Genomic DNA, 14159 nt, shown 5'->3' on the forward strand with positions numbered 1-14159 from the left:
TAAATCATAAAACGGTTCGTTGCCGCTACAGAGACGCGATCGTTGCGTTTGCGCACTTGAGCGCACCGTCGGTGACGGTAAGCGCCACACCCTGGCCCTGCTTGTTGCAGAAGCGAGCGTTGAGCGCAACGTCATCGACAAAGATGGTCGCGATGTCGTCGTCGACGACCAGACGCACATGGTGAGTGCCCTCGCCCTTAAAGAACAACGGACGCTCGAGGCCCATGTTGTTGACCTGGAACCACGGGTACTGGGGAGCCGGCGTGAACTCGAGCTTGCCCTCGCGCAGGTTGGCGCGGAACTCATAGGCAAGACCGGTCTCGGCGTCCTCGGCGAACTTGACCGAGAAGCCGGCAGCGTTACCGCCGAGCTCAATGTCGGCATCGAGCAAGTAGGTGGAGCCGGCATCTGCGGCGAGCACCTGCTCGACCTTGCCCGACTCGCAGGAAAGCTCAAAGGTCTCGACTGCCTTAGCCTCGCCAAAGGCGCCAAGCATGCTGTCGGGGAGCTTGGTGCCGAGCGTTCCGTCGGCACGCTGAACGATCTCGAGGGGCATAAAGGTGCCACCCCATAGGTAAGAGCTGGGGTCGCCGCCCTCGTCACGCGTAGGAACCCAACCAAAGAGAACGCGACGCTCGCCATCGAATGCGGTGCGAGCGGCGTAGTACGCGCGGCCGTCGAAGGAGTCGTCAGCGGGGGTAATCCAAGGACCGTTGATGGACTTGGACATGCGGTAACGGGTCTTGTTGCCGTCGCTGTACTCGGAAAAGACGAGGTACCACCAGTCGCCCATCTTAAAGAGATCAGGCATCTCAAACATGGTGTACAGGCCCGGGTTCCACCAGTCGCCCTGGAACTCCCAGTTGGTCAGATCCTTGGAGGTGAACTTGACCAGGCGGCCGGTCATCAGACGCTTGTCCTCGCCCACACGCGTGCCGAGGATGAGCATGTACTCTTCGTTCTCCTCATCCCAAAGCACAAAGGGATCGCGCCAGTTGCGGTCATCGTAACCCTCCTGGGGCGGAAGCAGCGTCTCGGCGATGTTCTTCTCCCACTTGACGGCGTCGTCGCTCGTTGCGTGAAGAAGAACCTGCTTCATCAAACGTGCGCGGACCTTATCGCGATTGCAACCAGTGTAGAGCGCATGGTACTTGTCGCCCACCTTAAACACCGTGCCGGCATAAATGTACTGGTCGACTTCCTCGTCGCCGCCGCGCTCAAGGCTCTCGCCAAAGTCCTTGTAGTTGACGAAATCCTTGGTCGTAGCGAGTGCCCAGCCAAACGGCTCTCCGAAAGGTTCGGGGTTACGCGTGTCACGCTGATGATAGAGATAGAACGTGCCGTCCTCGCCGTACGGCATGATGTCGCCTACCCAAATTCCCTCAGGCTGGTAATACACCTTGTGCATCCGAGACTTCCTTTCCACGACATACTAACTCGGTACAATGGCAAGATATGTCAATCGTTTTCATATGTCAAACGTTTTCATACCAATACGTCTTTTCGCAGTTCCAGTCGTCGGTAAACGGTTGACATATGCCGGCGAACGGTCATCAGAGGCGTTTGAGGAATTCTTTTGGCACGGGATGAACTACGCGGTTTTGCCCTCAATGAGTTCAACGGGGAGCTTGATATTCGATTCGGGATTATCGCCGTTAATAAGAGCGATGATGGATTGCGCCGCGAGCTCTCCGATGCGATCGATATCTTGACGTACGGTTGTTAAGTCAGGCATAAACGTCATAGTTCGGCGGGCACCATCCGCGCCCACGACCTTAATATCGTCTGGAGCGCTCAAGCCGCGCTGCTTCATCACGTTGAGACAGATGGCCGCCATCGTATCGTCTCCCGCAAAGATGCCGTCAATATCGGGGTTCTCATCGAGGATCTTCGCAACGACCGCGCCCTTTTCGTCGTCGGGCTTAACGAACTCAACCTCACGGACAAGCGCGGACAAACCGGCCTGCTCAACAACATCGAGGTAGGCATCGGTACGCTTATTGGCAGGCATGCGCATGCGGCTATTGCTGCGCAGGCACAGGATACGCCTGCAGCCGTCATCAATCAGACGGCGCGTGGCGAGCTCGCCAATGCCATAGCTGTCACTTGCAATCTGGACAGAGCCCTCGCCAAGATCGCAGTCGATGCCAACCAGGCTCAAGCCCATCTCGGCATATGCCTCGGCACCGATATTGAGGGAGTTGACGATGACGCCGTCGACCATATTGCGGCGGAGCATGTCAATATAGGAACGCTCAAGATCGGGTCGATTGGCGCTGTTGCACAGCAACATCTTAAAGCCGTTTTCCGCTAACGTGCGCTCAACCGCCTGCACAACCTGAGCATGGAACGGGCTGCTCACAAAGGGAACGATCATACCGATAAGATTCAGGCGACCGTTGAGCATGGCACGGGCGATATCGTTGGGCGTATAGTTGATGCGCTCCATCGCGGCATGGACCTTATCGCGGGTCTCTTGGCTAATATAGCCGCGATTATTAAGCACGCGAGATACCGTAGTAGGCGAAACCCCCGCCACCGCTGCAACTTCCTTGATGCCAGGCTTAGCAGAATCCTTAGAACGAGCGCCCTCGCGAGCCATAGCACCCTCCCCCATCAACATGTCAAACGTTTACATACGAACAAAGCATACCCCAACAACAGCGGGAAGACGGTAACAGCACAAGTAAGTAAACGACTCATCCAAATAATTAGGAGAGTTCCGCCTAAAGGGTGACTACACAGGACCCCCGCCGGGCCGCTTTGGGTTACTTTCCAAAACATTTCCGCAGGACGCAAAGGGCTCCGCCGCGCGAAGCGCGCAGCGGAGCCCTTTGCATGTCCGAGGACGTTTTGGAAAGTAACCCAAAGCGGCCCGGCGATCCTGCGGGAGTTAAACCCCTTTAGAACTTGTCATGGAAGGTACGCGAAATGACCTCGTCCTGCTGCTCCTTGGTGAGCGTGTGGAAGTTCACGGCATAGCCGGAAACGCGGATGGTCAGCTGCGGGTACTTCTCGGGGTGAGCCTGAGCGTCAAGCAGCGTCTCACGGTTGAAGACGTTGATGTTCAGGTGGTGGCCACCCTTCTCGGCGTAAGCGTCGAGCATGTGGACCAGGTTATCGGCCTGAGTCTCGGAAACTTCAGAAACCTTCATAATGTGTCTCCTTCGATCGATAGGCGCCGGCCGAAACCGGCGCGCTAATCAGTAATCGTTATTGTTAGTATAGCACTAACAATAGTTACTCGCCCAGCTGATCAAGGTCGATATCGCCAAAGAACACCTGGTCCTCCTTGCCGAGCGCGCCCGGGATGATGGAGAAGGTGTTGGAGATGCCGTCCTGAGCATCGCGGAACGGGAGCTTGGAAACCGAAGACAGCGAAGCGATGGCGCCGTGGCTATCGCGCTTGTGCATGGGGTTAGCACCCGGGGCGAAGGGCTGGCCAGCCTTGCGGCCATCAGGCGTAGAACCGGTCTTCTTGCCGTACACGACGTTGGAGGTGATGGTCAGAACCGAGGTCGTGGGCACGGAGTTGCGGTAGGTGTCGTTCATGCGGATGTACTCCATGAACTGGTGCACAACGTCGTGAGCGATCTGGTCGACGCGGTCGTCGTCGTTACCGTACTTGGGGAACTCGCCCTCGGTCTCGAAGTCGACGATGATGCCGTTCTCGTCACGGACGGGGTGGACCTTGGCGTACTTGATGGCGGACAGGGAGTCAGCCACGACGGAAAGGCCAGCGATGCCCGTAGCGAACCAGCGATGCACGTGCTTGTCGTGCAGAGCCATCTGGATGCGCTCGTAGCAATACTTGTCGTGCATGTAGTGAATGATGTTCAGCGAGTTGACGTACACGCCAGCGAGCCACTTCATCATGTCGTTGTACTTTGCCACAACGTCGTCGTAATCGAGCGTATCGCCCTCGACGGCGCGGTACTTGGGGCCGACCTGCTTCTTGGAGACCTCGTCAACACCGCCGTTGAGCGCGTAGAGCAGGCACTTGGCCAGGTTGGCGCGGGCGCCGAAGAACTGCATCTCCTTGCCGATGCGCATGGAGGACACGCAGCAGGCGATGCCGTAGTCGTCGCCGTGGTAAACGCGCATGAGGTCGTCGTTCTCGTACTGGATCGAGGAGCTGGCGACGGAAGTCTTGGCGCAGAACTTCTTGAAGTTCTCGGGCAGACGAGTCGACCACAGAACGGTCATGTTGGGCTCGGGGCTGGTGCCCATGTTCTCGAGCGTGTGCAGGTAGCGGTAGCTCATCTTGGTAACGAGCGTACGGCCGTCAACACCCATGCCGCCGATGGACTCGGTGACCCACTGCGGGTCGCCGGTGAACAGGGCCTGGTACTCGGGGGTACGGGCAAACTTGACCATGCGGAGCTTCATGATGAAGTGATCCACGAACTCCTGGATCTGCTCCTCGGTGAAGGTACCGTTGGCAAGGTCGCGCTCAGCGTAGATGTCGATGAACGTAGAGGTACGGCCGATGGACATAGCGGCGCCGTTCTGCTCCTTAACGGCAGCGAGGTAGGCGAAGTACATCCACTGGATGGCCTCCTGCGTGTTGGTAGCAGGGTTGGAAATGTCGAAACCATAGGTCTCGGCCATCATCTTGAGCTCGCCGAGGGCGCGGATCTGCTCCTGCAGCTCCTCGCGATCGCGGATGTTGTCGGCGGTCATGACCGTCGGGGTGGAAGCCTTCTGGGCCTCCTTGTCCTTGATCAGGTAGTCGACACCGTACAGGGCGACACGACGGTAGTCGCCGATGATGCGGCCGCGGCCATAGCCATCGGGCAGACCGGTGATGATGTGAGCCGAGCGGCAAGCACGCATCTCGGGGGTGTAAACATCGAAGACGCCGGCGTTGTGGGTCTTGCGCTCGAAGGTGTAGCGCTCGACAACGTTCTCGTCGACCTTGTAGCCATGCTGGCTGGCAGCCTGGCAAGCGATGCGGATACCGCCGTTGACGTGCAGAGCGCGCTTGAGCGGCTTGTCGGTCTGGAGGCCGACGATGGTCTCCTTCTCGCGGTGGGCGTTATCGATGTAGCCAGCGGGGTGGCTCACGATGCCCGTGACAGTCTTGGTGTCCATATCGAGGACGCCGCCCTGCTCACGCTCCTTGAGCAGCAGGTCGAGAACTTCGCCCCACAGCTCCTTGGTACGCTCGGTCGGACCGGCGAGGAACGACTCGTCGCCCTCGTAGGGGGTGTAGTTCTTCTGGATGAAGTCTCGGACGTCAACCTCTCCCGTCCAGATGCCTTCCTTGAAGCCTTCCCATGCCTCCTGCATTGTGTAACCACGCTCCTAGTTACGTGTAATGCGGCGCTCTCTCACACCGCTGCTTATTGAATTCTTGAATTTTCGGCTTGCACTACCGGCTTCTTCCGTTCTTCACCACACGTTGGTGCAGGGAAAAACGTTTGTCCACCTTGGAACTGCAACCCAAACCCAAGATTTCACCCGTTTGAGAAGGATAACATAGCCACCCCCTTCATCAGGGCTGTTATATGTTTCTTTTTTTATAACATTGGGGTGTTTTTTACAAATCCGCAGGAAATGCGAGCGCGAACAACTACCGTTCACCGATTTGTTTGGTATTTTTCCTTGCCTTTGTACGACGTTCACTCTAGCTGTTATGCCAGTTTTAGCAGGGTAAAGTGCCCCAGAGACCCCGCAGAAACTGCAGGGCGGCCACGGGATTTCCCCCGGGACCGCCCTGTGGCATGGTTAGTTATTTAGCTTTGATTGCCGCTTGGCATTAGGCGGCTGCGGCGGCCTTGTCGGTCGTTGCCTTGCTGTGGCCCTGACCCTCAAAATGCTTGTAGCACCAGCTGGTGACCAGCGGGGTCAAAATGGCCGTCACGATAGCACATGCTGCAACCTGCGCCGTAGCCGTCGCGAGCACCGCGCCGCCGTACATGGCCTCGTTGACGCTTGCCATGGCAGCAGGCGTGGCCACATTGGCTCCGGCGCAGCTCGAAATGGCCGCACCTGCGACACCCGTACCGCCCGTGAGCTTATCGACCGCGATGACGGGAATTGCAAAGACTACCGAGCAGATCACGCCGAGCAGGATGCCGGGAAGACCACCGTTGATAAGCTGGCCAAAGGTCATGGTCGAGCCCATGGCAAAGAAGACGAGCACGATGATGGCGGAAAGTGCCGGTGCCATCATCTTCTTAAAGCTCGGGAAGAGGTTACCCAGAATAATGCCGACGACGATCGGCAGGATGGCGCCCACGAGCGACCAACCGATCGGAGCCTGACCGGCAGCGCCGAGCACGATCATCGTGACCGGAGGGCCGACAACCAGCGTGGTGATTGCGACGGCACCACGCTCGGCCTCATTGCCCATGGTGCCCATCAGACCAGCGTACATAGCGTTGTTGGCGCCGGTGCAAGCGGCCAGCATCACCATGGCAGAGATGCCAAACAGGTTGTCGTTGAATACATAAAGGATGAGCAGCGACACGGCAACGACCACGATCTGCTTGACGGCGATGATGATGGCGCCGCGGGCAGCGGCGGCAGGAGCGCTCTTAAACGAAATCGTCGTACCGACGATGAGCAAAAAAGCGCCAACAAGCGGGCCTGCGCCCTGCTGGGTCATGCCGAGCGTAAAGCTGCCGAGCGTTTTGAACAGGTCGGGGAACAGCGTGTTGAGCAGGCAGCCCAACAAAAGCGGCACCAAAATATTGGCACCCGGGATGGAGGACATCTTAAAGAACGGCTCCTTTGCCGCCGGCGCCTCCACCGCAGTCGATTCACTCATATATATCTCCTTTGGATGCATGCGAATCGTAGCCGCACGCGCCTATGTCAGAAAGAAGGCGACGGTCCCGAGTCGCAGGAACCGTCGCCGAATAATCGTCGTGGGGTATTACCCGTCCAGGACGATGCCGCCGTCGCAGTCGCCGATCTCGCCGTTCACGAAGCTGGCGAGGTCGGAAGCGAAGAACAGCACCATCTGCGCAGGCTCGCTGGCCTGGGCGGCGCGGCCCAGAGGAATACCGTTGATGATGCGCTGAGAGTTCTCGTCAGAGAGAATCGAGGTCATATCGGTAAGGGTAAGTGACGGGCACACGGCGTTGCAGCGGACGCCAAACTTGCCGCCTTCCTTGGCGACTGCCTTGGTTAGACCGTTAACACCGGCCTTGGAGCTGGCGTAGGCGGCTGTGCCGAGCAGGCCGCCACCGATCTTGCCCGCAACGGAACTCACGTTGACGATAGTGCCGGCATGGGCCGCCTTAAAGTGCGGATACACGGCGTTCATCATAGTGAAGGTACCGTTGAGGTTGATGTCGATGGTGCGACGCCACTCGGTGTCATCAATCTCGTCGAATTTCTTGGTGCTGATGACGCCAGCGCAGTTGATCAGGATGTTGGTTTGCGGCAGGTCCGTAAAAATCTGCTCGACGGTCTCACGCGCCTTAGGCGCATCGGCAACATCGAGCTGATAGAACTTGTTGCCCTCGCCAAGCTCGGCCACAGCGGCCTCGCCCTTGGCAGCGTTCCTTGCGATGAGCGCGACGTGTCCGCCGCCCGCGACGATGCCCTTGGCGATCTCGAGGCCAATGCCCTGAGTGCCACCCGTGACAATCGCGGTCTTGCCCGTGAAGTCAAATGCCATGACTCCATCCCCCTTTATATAAGGTGCCTCCTTGCGGGAAGTTGGAGCATCGCACGTGGCGATAAATGAGTCCCAGTCGTCATGGTGGTGACAACCCCTCGCCTAACCGCGGGCATAATAGTTCTTTGAAACGCTTCAGCAATTGAATTTTTTAACTCTTTATGCGCTCTTTATATTGCCCACTGCATGAGGCCCGAATATGCGGGTATCATCTTTCACCGAAAATAGTTTCTAGTGTTAGGGGTTTTCGGTGGAAGATACCGATTTCCATGAGCTTGGGCGTCAGCTCTTTACCGAGTTTGGCAGCATGCACCAGCACGTTTCGCGTTTTGTCGACCAGGCGATGAGCGGCGAGATGGCCGTCATGCGCGCTCTCATGCTCGCCGGCGGTTCGCTTACGCCGAGCGAACTCGCCGATCGCGCTTGGGTCTCGAGCGCCCGCATCGCCAACATCCTGCGCGCCCTCGAGGGCAAGGGCTGGGTCGAGCGCGAGCACTCAAAAACCGACCGTCGTCGCGTACACGTCACGGTGACCGACAAAGGCCGACAAGACCTCGAAATCAAACGTCGGGAATTCGAGGACCGCACCGCGGCCTTTCTCGAGCAGCTCGGCGAAACGGATACCCAAGAGATGGTGCGCCTTCTAAGGCGTGCCAACGAAATTATCGACCGCAACCAAGAAAGGAGAGATGCCGAGTGAGGATTCTCAAGCTCTTTAAAAAACATGTCCTGGCGCTGCTCACGGCTATCGTACTTATCGTAATCAGTTGCAATGCCGACCTAGCGCTGCCTACGTATATGAGTGACATCGTCGATGTGGGCGTGCAGCAAGGCGGCATCGCCTCGCCCGTGCCCGACACCATTCGTGCCGAATCACTCGATGACCTCAAGCTCTTTATGGGCGCCAAGGACGCCAAAGCTGTGGATGCCGTGTTTAGCAAGGCGGACAACAACGGCATTCGAACGTACAAGGGCACCGAGGAGGAGCGCGCCGACGGCGGCAAGATTGCCGACATCATGAGCCTGCCCGAGACCGTCGTCCTTTCGCTCAACCAGGGCATCGACGCCAGCTCCATGGGCGACATGATGGGCACGTCCAGCGAAAAAGACAACAGCGCCGCCCAGGACATGCCCACCCCCGAGCAGATGGCGGCGATGACGCCCGAGCAGCTCGCCGAGATGCAGCAGAAGGCCGCAGCGGCACAGAACATGCAAAAGCAGATTGATGCCGACGGCGGCAAGATCACCATGAAGAGCCTGCGTCTGGGCGTTGAAGGTGGCTTGATCGACCAGGGCAAGCTCGTCGAAGGCGCCAACGAAATGGCGGACAAAATGGGCTCCATGTCGGGCTCTATCGTCACGCAGCGCGCCGTGACCTACGTGCAGGACGAGTACAAGGCGCAGGGCATCGACCCCGCCGACGTGCAGAACGCCTACCTGAGCCGCATGGCGACCACGATGTTTGGCCTGTGCCTGATCTCGCTGGTCGCCACCATCCTGACCGGCGCTGTGGCGTCGCGCACCGCCTGCTCCATCGCCCGCGACCTGCGCCGCGAGACCTTCAACAAGGTCATGCACTTCTCGCCGGCCGAGGTGGGCAAGTTTAGCCAGGCCTCGCTCATCACCCGCTGCACCAACGACATTCAGCAGATCCAGATGGCAGCGACTCTGTTCATTCGCATGTGCCTCATGGCGCCTGTCATGGGTATCGTCGCGGTCATGCGCGTCCTGGCCAACCACACCGGCCTGGAGTGGACCATCGCCGTGGCCATCATCGCGGTCTCGGCCGTCGTCGGCGTGCTCATGGGCCTTACCATGCCCAAGTTCAAAAAGATGCAGAGCTTTGTGGACCGCGTGAACCTCACCGCCCGCGAGCTGCTCGACGGCCTTATGCCCATCCGCTCGTTCAACCGCGAGGAGCATGAGCTCGAGCGTTTTGACAAGGCATCGCTCGACCTGATGACCACACAGCTCCACACCAACCGAGCTATGAGCTTTATGATGCCGCTCATGATGCTCGTCATGAACTGCATCACCGTGCTTATCGTCTGGTTTGGCGCGCAGGGTGTGTCCGACGGCGTGATGCAGGTCGGCAACATGATGGCGTTTATCTCCTATACCATGCAGATCGTCATGGCGTTTATGATCCTCACCATGGTTTCGGTTATCCTGCCCCGTGCCGAGGTCGCAGCCGAGCGCGTGGAAGAGGTCATCACTTGCCCCACGAGCATCAACGACCCCGCCTCGCCCAAACTGCCCGCGGCCAGCGCGCCGCACGGCGAGCTGTGCTTCCGCGACGTGAGCTTCCAATACCCCGACGCCCGCGCCGATGTCATCAGCGGCGTGAACTTCACCACGCACGCCGGTCAGATGCTCGGCATCATTGGCTCCACGGGCTCGGGCAAGTCCACGCTCGTGCAGCTGATTCCGCGCCTGTACGACGTCACGGGCGGCAGCATTTCGCTCGACGGCATCGACGTGCGCGACATGACCCTTTCCGAGCTGCGCCGCCGCATTGGTTACATCCCGCAGCAGGGTCGTCTGTTCTCGGGCACCGTTGAGAGCAACCTCAAGTTTGCCGGCAACATGGTGAGCGACGAGGACATGCACCGGGCCGCGCGCATCGCCCAAGCCGAGGACTTTATCGCCGAGCGCGAGGGCGGTTACAACTCCCCCATCAGCCAGGGCGGCTCCAATGTTTCGGGTGGTCAGCGCCAACGCCTGGCCATTGCCCGCGCGTTGGCCAAAAAGCCTGAGGTCGTGGTGTTCGATGACTCGTTTAGCGCCCTCGACTACAAGACCGACGCGCGCCTGCGCGAGGAGCTGGCCAAAAACGTCACCGACGCCGCACTCGTGGTCGTGGCCCAGCGCATCGCGACCATCATGCACGCCGACCAGATCATCGTGCTCGACGACGGTCACGTAGTGGGCACCGGCACGCACGAGGAGCTGCTGCACGGCTGCCCGGCGTACCTGGAGATTGCACAGTCGCAGCTTTCCGCCGAGGAGCTGGGGCTTACCCAAGAAGAAATTGCAGCCGTCATGGAAGGAGGCGAGCGCTAATGGCAGACGAGACCAAGACTCAGATTCCCAAGCCCACCCGCCAGCGTGGTCCCATGGGCCGCATGGGCGGCATGCGTCGTGGCGAAAAGGCCAAGGACTTTAAGGGCACCATGAGGCAGCTGCTCGGCTATATCGGCCAGCACAAGATTGCCGTGTTTGCCGCCGTCGCCTTTGCCGTGTGCTCGGTCATCTTTAACATTGTGGGGCCCAAGGTGCTCGGTCAGGTTACCACCAAACTGTTCGAGGGCTTAGTTGCCAAGGTCAACGGCACCGGCGATGTCGACTTTGCCTGGATTGCCAAGACGCTCGGCTTTTTGCTCTGCCTGTATCTGGCGAGCTCTGTCTGCAGCCTCATCCAGGGCTGGCTCATGACCGGCGTCACGCAAAAGATCTGCTATCGCATGCGCAAGGAGATCGCCGCCAAGATCGCCGTCGTTCCGATGAGCTACTTTAACGGACACAGCAAGGGCGACGTGCTCAGTCGCATCACCAACGACGTCGATACGCTCGGCCAGTCGCTCAACCAGAGCGTGACGCAGCTCATCACGTCGGTGACGCAGATTATCGGCGTGCTCGTCATGATGCTGTCGATCAGCCTGCCGCTCACCGGCGTCACCGTGCTCACGCTGCCGGCCGCCGCGATTATCCTGACCGTGATGATTCACTTCTCGCAACCGTACTTCCGCGAGCAACAGCAAGTCCTGGGCGCCGTCAACGGCATTATCGAGGAGGACTTTGCCGGCCAGAACGTCATTCAGGTGTTCGACCGCGCCGAGGCCTCGATCGAGGAGTTCGACAAAGAGAACGACCGCCTCTTTATGAGCGGTTGGCGCTCTCAGTTCCTGTCGGGCCTGATGATGCCGCTTATGAGTCTGGTGGGCAACATGGGCTACGTGGGCGTCGTCGTGGTGGGCGCGCAGCTCGCGCTGACCGGCAATGCCACACCCGGCGACATCCAGAGCTTTATCCAGTACGTTCGCAACTTTACGCAGCCGGTGCAGCAGCTGGGCAACGTGAGCAACACGATGCAGTCGATGGCAGCCGCCACCGAGCGCGTCTTTGAGTTCCTGGCCGCGCCCGAGGAGGAGCAGAAGGTCGACGCGCAGATTCCCGAAAAGCGCCCCGGCCACGTGGAGTTCGACCACGTCAAGTTTGGTTACACGCCCGACAAGACCATCATCCACGACTTTAGCTGCGAGGCGCAGCCCGGCCAGACCATCGCCATCGTCGGCCCCACCGGCGCCGGCAAAACCACGCTCATTAAGCTGCTGCAGCGCTTTTACGACGTGGACGACGGTTCGCTGCGCGTCGAGGGCGTCGACGTGCGCGACTGGGACCGCGCGGCGCTGCGCGGCGAGTTTGCCATGGTGCTGCAGGACACCTGGCTGTTTAACGGCACCATCCGCGAGAACATCCGCTACGGACGCCCCGATGCGACCGACGCCGAGGTCGAGGCCGCCGCACGCGCCGCACGCTGCGACCACTTTATCCATACGCTCGCCGGTGGCTACGACTTTATGATCAACGAGGAGGGCACTAACCTGTCGCAGGGTCAGCGCCAACTCGTGACCATCGCCCGTGCCATTTTGGCCGACCGCCCGGCGCTGATTCTGGACGAGGCGACTTCCAACGTGGACACCCGCACCGAGGAGCTCATTCAGCGCGCCATGGATGCGCTGATGCAAGGCCGTACAAGCTTTGTCATCGCGCACCGCCTGTCCACGATCCGTAACGCCGACGTGATCTTGGTGATCCGCGACGGCGACATCGTCGAGAAGGGCACACACGACGAACTGCTCGCCCAAGGCGGCTTCTACGCCGACCTGTACAACTCGCAGTTCGACGAAGCGGCGTAAAACCGGCGGCAAACAACCGCAATACCCAAAGAATGGGGGCGCAGGACAACCAGCGCCCCCATTTTTTGTTCTGCGGACCTCGAACCACCTCCCCTGGGACCTGATTAACAGCCCCTTCCAAGCCACGTGGCATCATTCCATTCCAGGACCCGCCAACGTTTGCCCAGGTAAAACCTGCCAAAATAAACCTGTCCCTTTTTGGCAGGTTTCGGGGTGACAAGGACTTGCACTTTAGCGTGCGACAGCGGATAATGCCGAGCATTCGAGAATTCGCCAATTGTTGCCGTTAATTGATAAAGGAGGCCCCATATGGCCATGGAATTCAAGCGCAGGTTGCCGATCCCCATGGAGATCCGCGAGGAAATGCCGCTTTCCGCCGAGCTTACCGCCAAAAAGCAGGCATTCGACGCCGACGTCGCCAAGGTCTTTACCGGCGAGGACGCACGCAAAGTGCTCATCATCGGCCCGTGCTCTGCCGACCGCGAGGACTCGGTGCTTGAGTACATGAACCGACTGGCCAAGGTCGCCGAAGAGGTCAAGGACAAGCTCATCATCATTCCGCGTGTCTATACCAACAAGCCGCGCACCAAGGGCACCGGCTACAAGGGTCTGCTGCACAACCCCGACCCCGAGGCGCCCGATGACCTGCTCGAAGGCGTCAAGGCCATCCGCCACATGCACCTGCGCGTCATCGAAGAGACCGGTTTCTTTACCGCCGACGAGATGCTCTACCCGTCCAACTACCAGTACCTCGTCGACCTGCTGAGCTACGTCGCCGTGGGCGCGCGCTCGGTCGAGAACCAGGAGCATCGTCTGGTGTCGAGCGGCATTTCGGTGCCTGTGGGCATGAAGAACCCCACCGCCGGTTCGACCACCGTTATGCTCAACTCCATCTACGCCGCCCAGGCACACCAGAGCTTCATCTTCCGCAACTGGGAGGTCGAGTGCGACGGCAATCCGCTCGCGCACGCCGTTATGCGTGGCTACATCGGTCTCGACGGTCGTACCTACCCCAATTACCACTACGAACACCTGGAACGCCTGGCCGAGCGCTATACCGAGCATGCCGGCTACGCCAACCCGGCGGCGGTCATCGACTGCAACCACGACAACTCAGGTAAGCGCCCGCTGGAGCAGTACCGCATTTGCAAGGAGGTGCTCGACAGCTGCCGCCGCAACGAGTCCATCTCCAAGCTGGTCAAGGGCTTTATGATCGAGTCTTACCTTGAGGACGGCAACCAGCCGGTCGATGGCGGTGTCTTTGGTAAGTCGATTACTGACCCGTGCCTGGGCTGGGAAAAGACCGACTACCTCATCCACGAGATCGCAGAGCGGGTTTAGAGTTACGGCGTTTTGCCAAACGCCGTAACCGGCCGACGCTACAAGCCCGCCAGTGCGGCAATCTGCCTTTCAACTTCGGCGGTATGACCAAAAAGTCAATGCCGCCTCGTTTCAAGGCACCTTGCTCGCTCTGGCGGGCTTTCGCTGTCGTTGCCAAGACATCGGCGTTGCCAAAGCCGGCACTTGGGGACGCTTCTTTTGAGGTAGTCGTGACAGTTAGGGACGTTCCTTTTAATATGAGCAGGACATTGTCAAGAGGCAAAATC

General features: G+C 59.3%; 10 protein-coding genes. 4 read left to right on the forward strand and 6 right to left on the reverse strand.

Annotation, left to right across the window (positions count from 1 at the left end):
• Nucleotides 1-25: 25 nt before the first annotated feature.
• The 6 genes from DWV58_RS01460 to DWV58_RS01485 form a co-directional block, all read right to left on the reverse strand.
• On the reverse strand, nt 26-1408 hold the full coding sequence (locus tag DWV58_RS01460) for a family 43 glycosylhydrolase (RefSeq protein ID WP_035137642.1): 1383 nt from the start codon (nt 1406-1408) through the stop codon (nt 26-28).
• A 183-nt stretch (nt 1409-1591) separates the two neighbouring features.
• The gene (locus DWV58_RS01465) at nt 1592-2602 is read right to left on the reverse strand and encodes a LacI family DNA-binding transcriptional regulator (protein WP_022094949.1); all 1011 of its coding nucleotides are present in this window, start codon (nt 2600-2602) and stop codon (nt 1592-1594) included.
• A 301-nt stretch (nt 2603-2903) separates the two neighbouring features.
• On the reverse strand, nt 2904-3155 hold the full coding sequence (gene grcA3 / locus DWV58_RS01470; RefSeq protein WP_117583521.1) for an autonomous glycyl radical cofactor GrcA3: 252 nt from the start codon (nt 3153-3155) through the stop codon (nt 2904-2906).
• Nucleotides 3156-3240: 85 nt separating this feature from the next.
• On the reverse strand, nt 3241-5292 hold the full coding sequence (gene pflB / locus DWV58_RS01475; RefSeq protein ID WP_117629918.1) for a formate C-acetyltransferase: 2052 nt from the start codon (nt 5290-5292) through the stop codon (nt 3241-3243).
• 469 nt (nt 5293-5761) lie between these two features.
• The gene (locus tag DWV58_RS01480) at nt 5762-6775 is read right to left on the reverse strand and encodes a 2-keto-3-deoxygluconate permease (RefSeq protein ID WP_117564719.1); all 1014 of its coding nucleotides are present in this window, start codon (nt 6773-6775) and stop codon (nt 5762-5764) included.
• Between the two features lie 108 nt (nt 6776-6883).
• Entirely contained in the window at nt 6884-7633 is a 750-nt protein-coding gene (locus DWV58_RS01485; RefSeq protein ID WP_006234857.1) for an SDR family NAD(P)-dependent oxidoreductase, read from the reverse strand.
• Nucleotides 7634-7883: 250 nt separating this feature from the next.
• Here DWV58_RS01485 and DWV58_RS01490 point away from each other — a divergent pair, with 250 nt between their 5' ends.
• The 4 genes from DWV58_RS01490 to DWV58_RS01505 all read left to right on the forward strand — a co-directional run bounded on the left by DWV58_RS01490 (nt 7884) and on the right by DWV58_RS01505 (nt 13893).
• Nucleotides 7884-8333, forward strand: coding sequence for a MarR family winged helix-turn-helix transcriptional regulator (locus DWV58_RS01490; RefSeq protein WP_117775934.1), 450 nt, complete (start codon nt 7884-7886; stop codon nt 8331-8333).
• Complete coding sequence (locus DWV58_RS01495) at nt 8330-10696, forward strand: ABC transporter ATP-binding protein (RefSeq protein ID WP_117775935.1); 2367 nt, start codon at nt 8330-8332, stop codon at nt 10694-10696. The genes DWV58_RS01490 and DWV58_RS01495 overlap by 4 nt, the downstream gene beginning before the upstream one ends.
• The gene (locus DWV58_RS01500; protein ID WP_117775936.1) at nt 10696-12552 is read left to right on the forward strand and encodes an ABC transporter ATP-binding protein; all 1857 of its coding nucleotides are present in this window, start codon (nt 10696-10698) and stop codon (nt 12550-12552) included. Before DWV58_RS01495 ends, DWV58_RS01500 begins: the two co-directional genes overlap by 1 nt.
• A gap of 309 nt (nt 12553-12861) precedes the next feature.
• Nucleotides 12862-13893 (forward strand): 3-deoxy-7-phosphoheptulonate synthase, encoded by a 1032-nt coding sequence (locus tag DWV58_RS01505; protein ID WP_117775937.1) that lies wholly within the window; start codon nt 12862-12864, stop codon nt 13891-13893.
• Nucleotides 13894-14159: the final 266 nt, after the last annotated feature.

Origin of the sequence: Collinsella sp. AF11-11 (assembly GCF_003465485.1) — a bacterium.
Classification (GTDB): Bacteria; Actinomycetota; Coriobacteriia; order Coriobacteriales; family Coriobacteriaceae; genus Collinsella.

Bases quoted from the DNA above. Each gene is read 5' to 3' on its own strand.
- grcA3 (WP_117583521.1), bottom strand. From the start codon at position 3,155: ATGAAGGTTTCTGAAGTTTCCGAGACTCAGGCCGATAACCTGGTCCAC.
- pflB (WP_117629918.1), bottom strand. From the start codon at position 5,292: ATGCAGGAGGCATGGGAAGGCTTCAAGGAAGGCATCTGGACGGGAGAG.
- DWV58_RS01465 (WP_022094949.1), bottom strand. From the start codon at position 2,602: ATGGCTCGCGAGGGCGCTCGTTCTAAGGATTCTGCTAAGCCTGGCATC.
- DWV58_RS01500 (WP_117775936.1), top strand. From the start codon at position 10,696: ATGGCAGACGAGACCAAGACTCAGATTCCCAAGCCCACCCGCCAGCGT.
- DWV58_RS01505 (WP_117775937.1), top strand. From the start codon at position 12,862: ATGGCCATGGAATTCAAGCGCAGGTTGCCGATCCCCATGGAGATCCGC.
- DWV58_RS01480 (WP_117564719.1), bottom strand. From the start codon at position 6,775: ATGAGTGAATCGACTGCGGTGGAGGCGCCGGCGGCAAAGGAGCCGTTC.
- DWV58_RS01485 (WP_006234857.1), bottom strand. From the start codon at position 7,633: ATGGCATTTGACTTCACGGGCAAGACCGCGATTGTCACGGGTGGCACT.
- DWV58_RS01460 (WP_035137642.1), bottom strand. From the start codon at position 1,408: ATGCACAAGGTGTATTACCAGCCTGAGGGAATTTGGGTAGGCGACATC.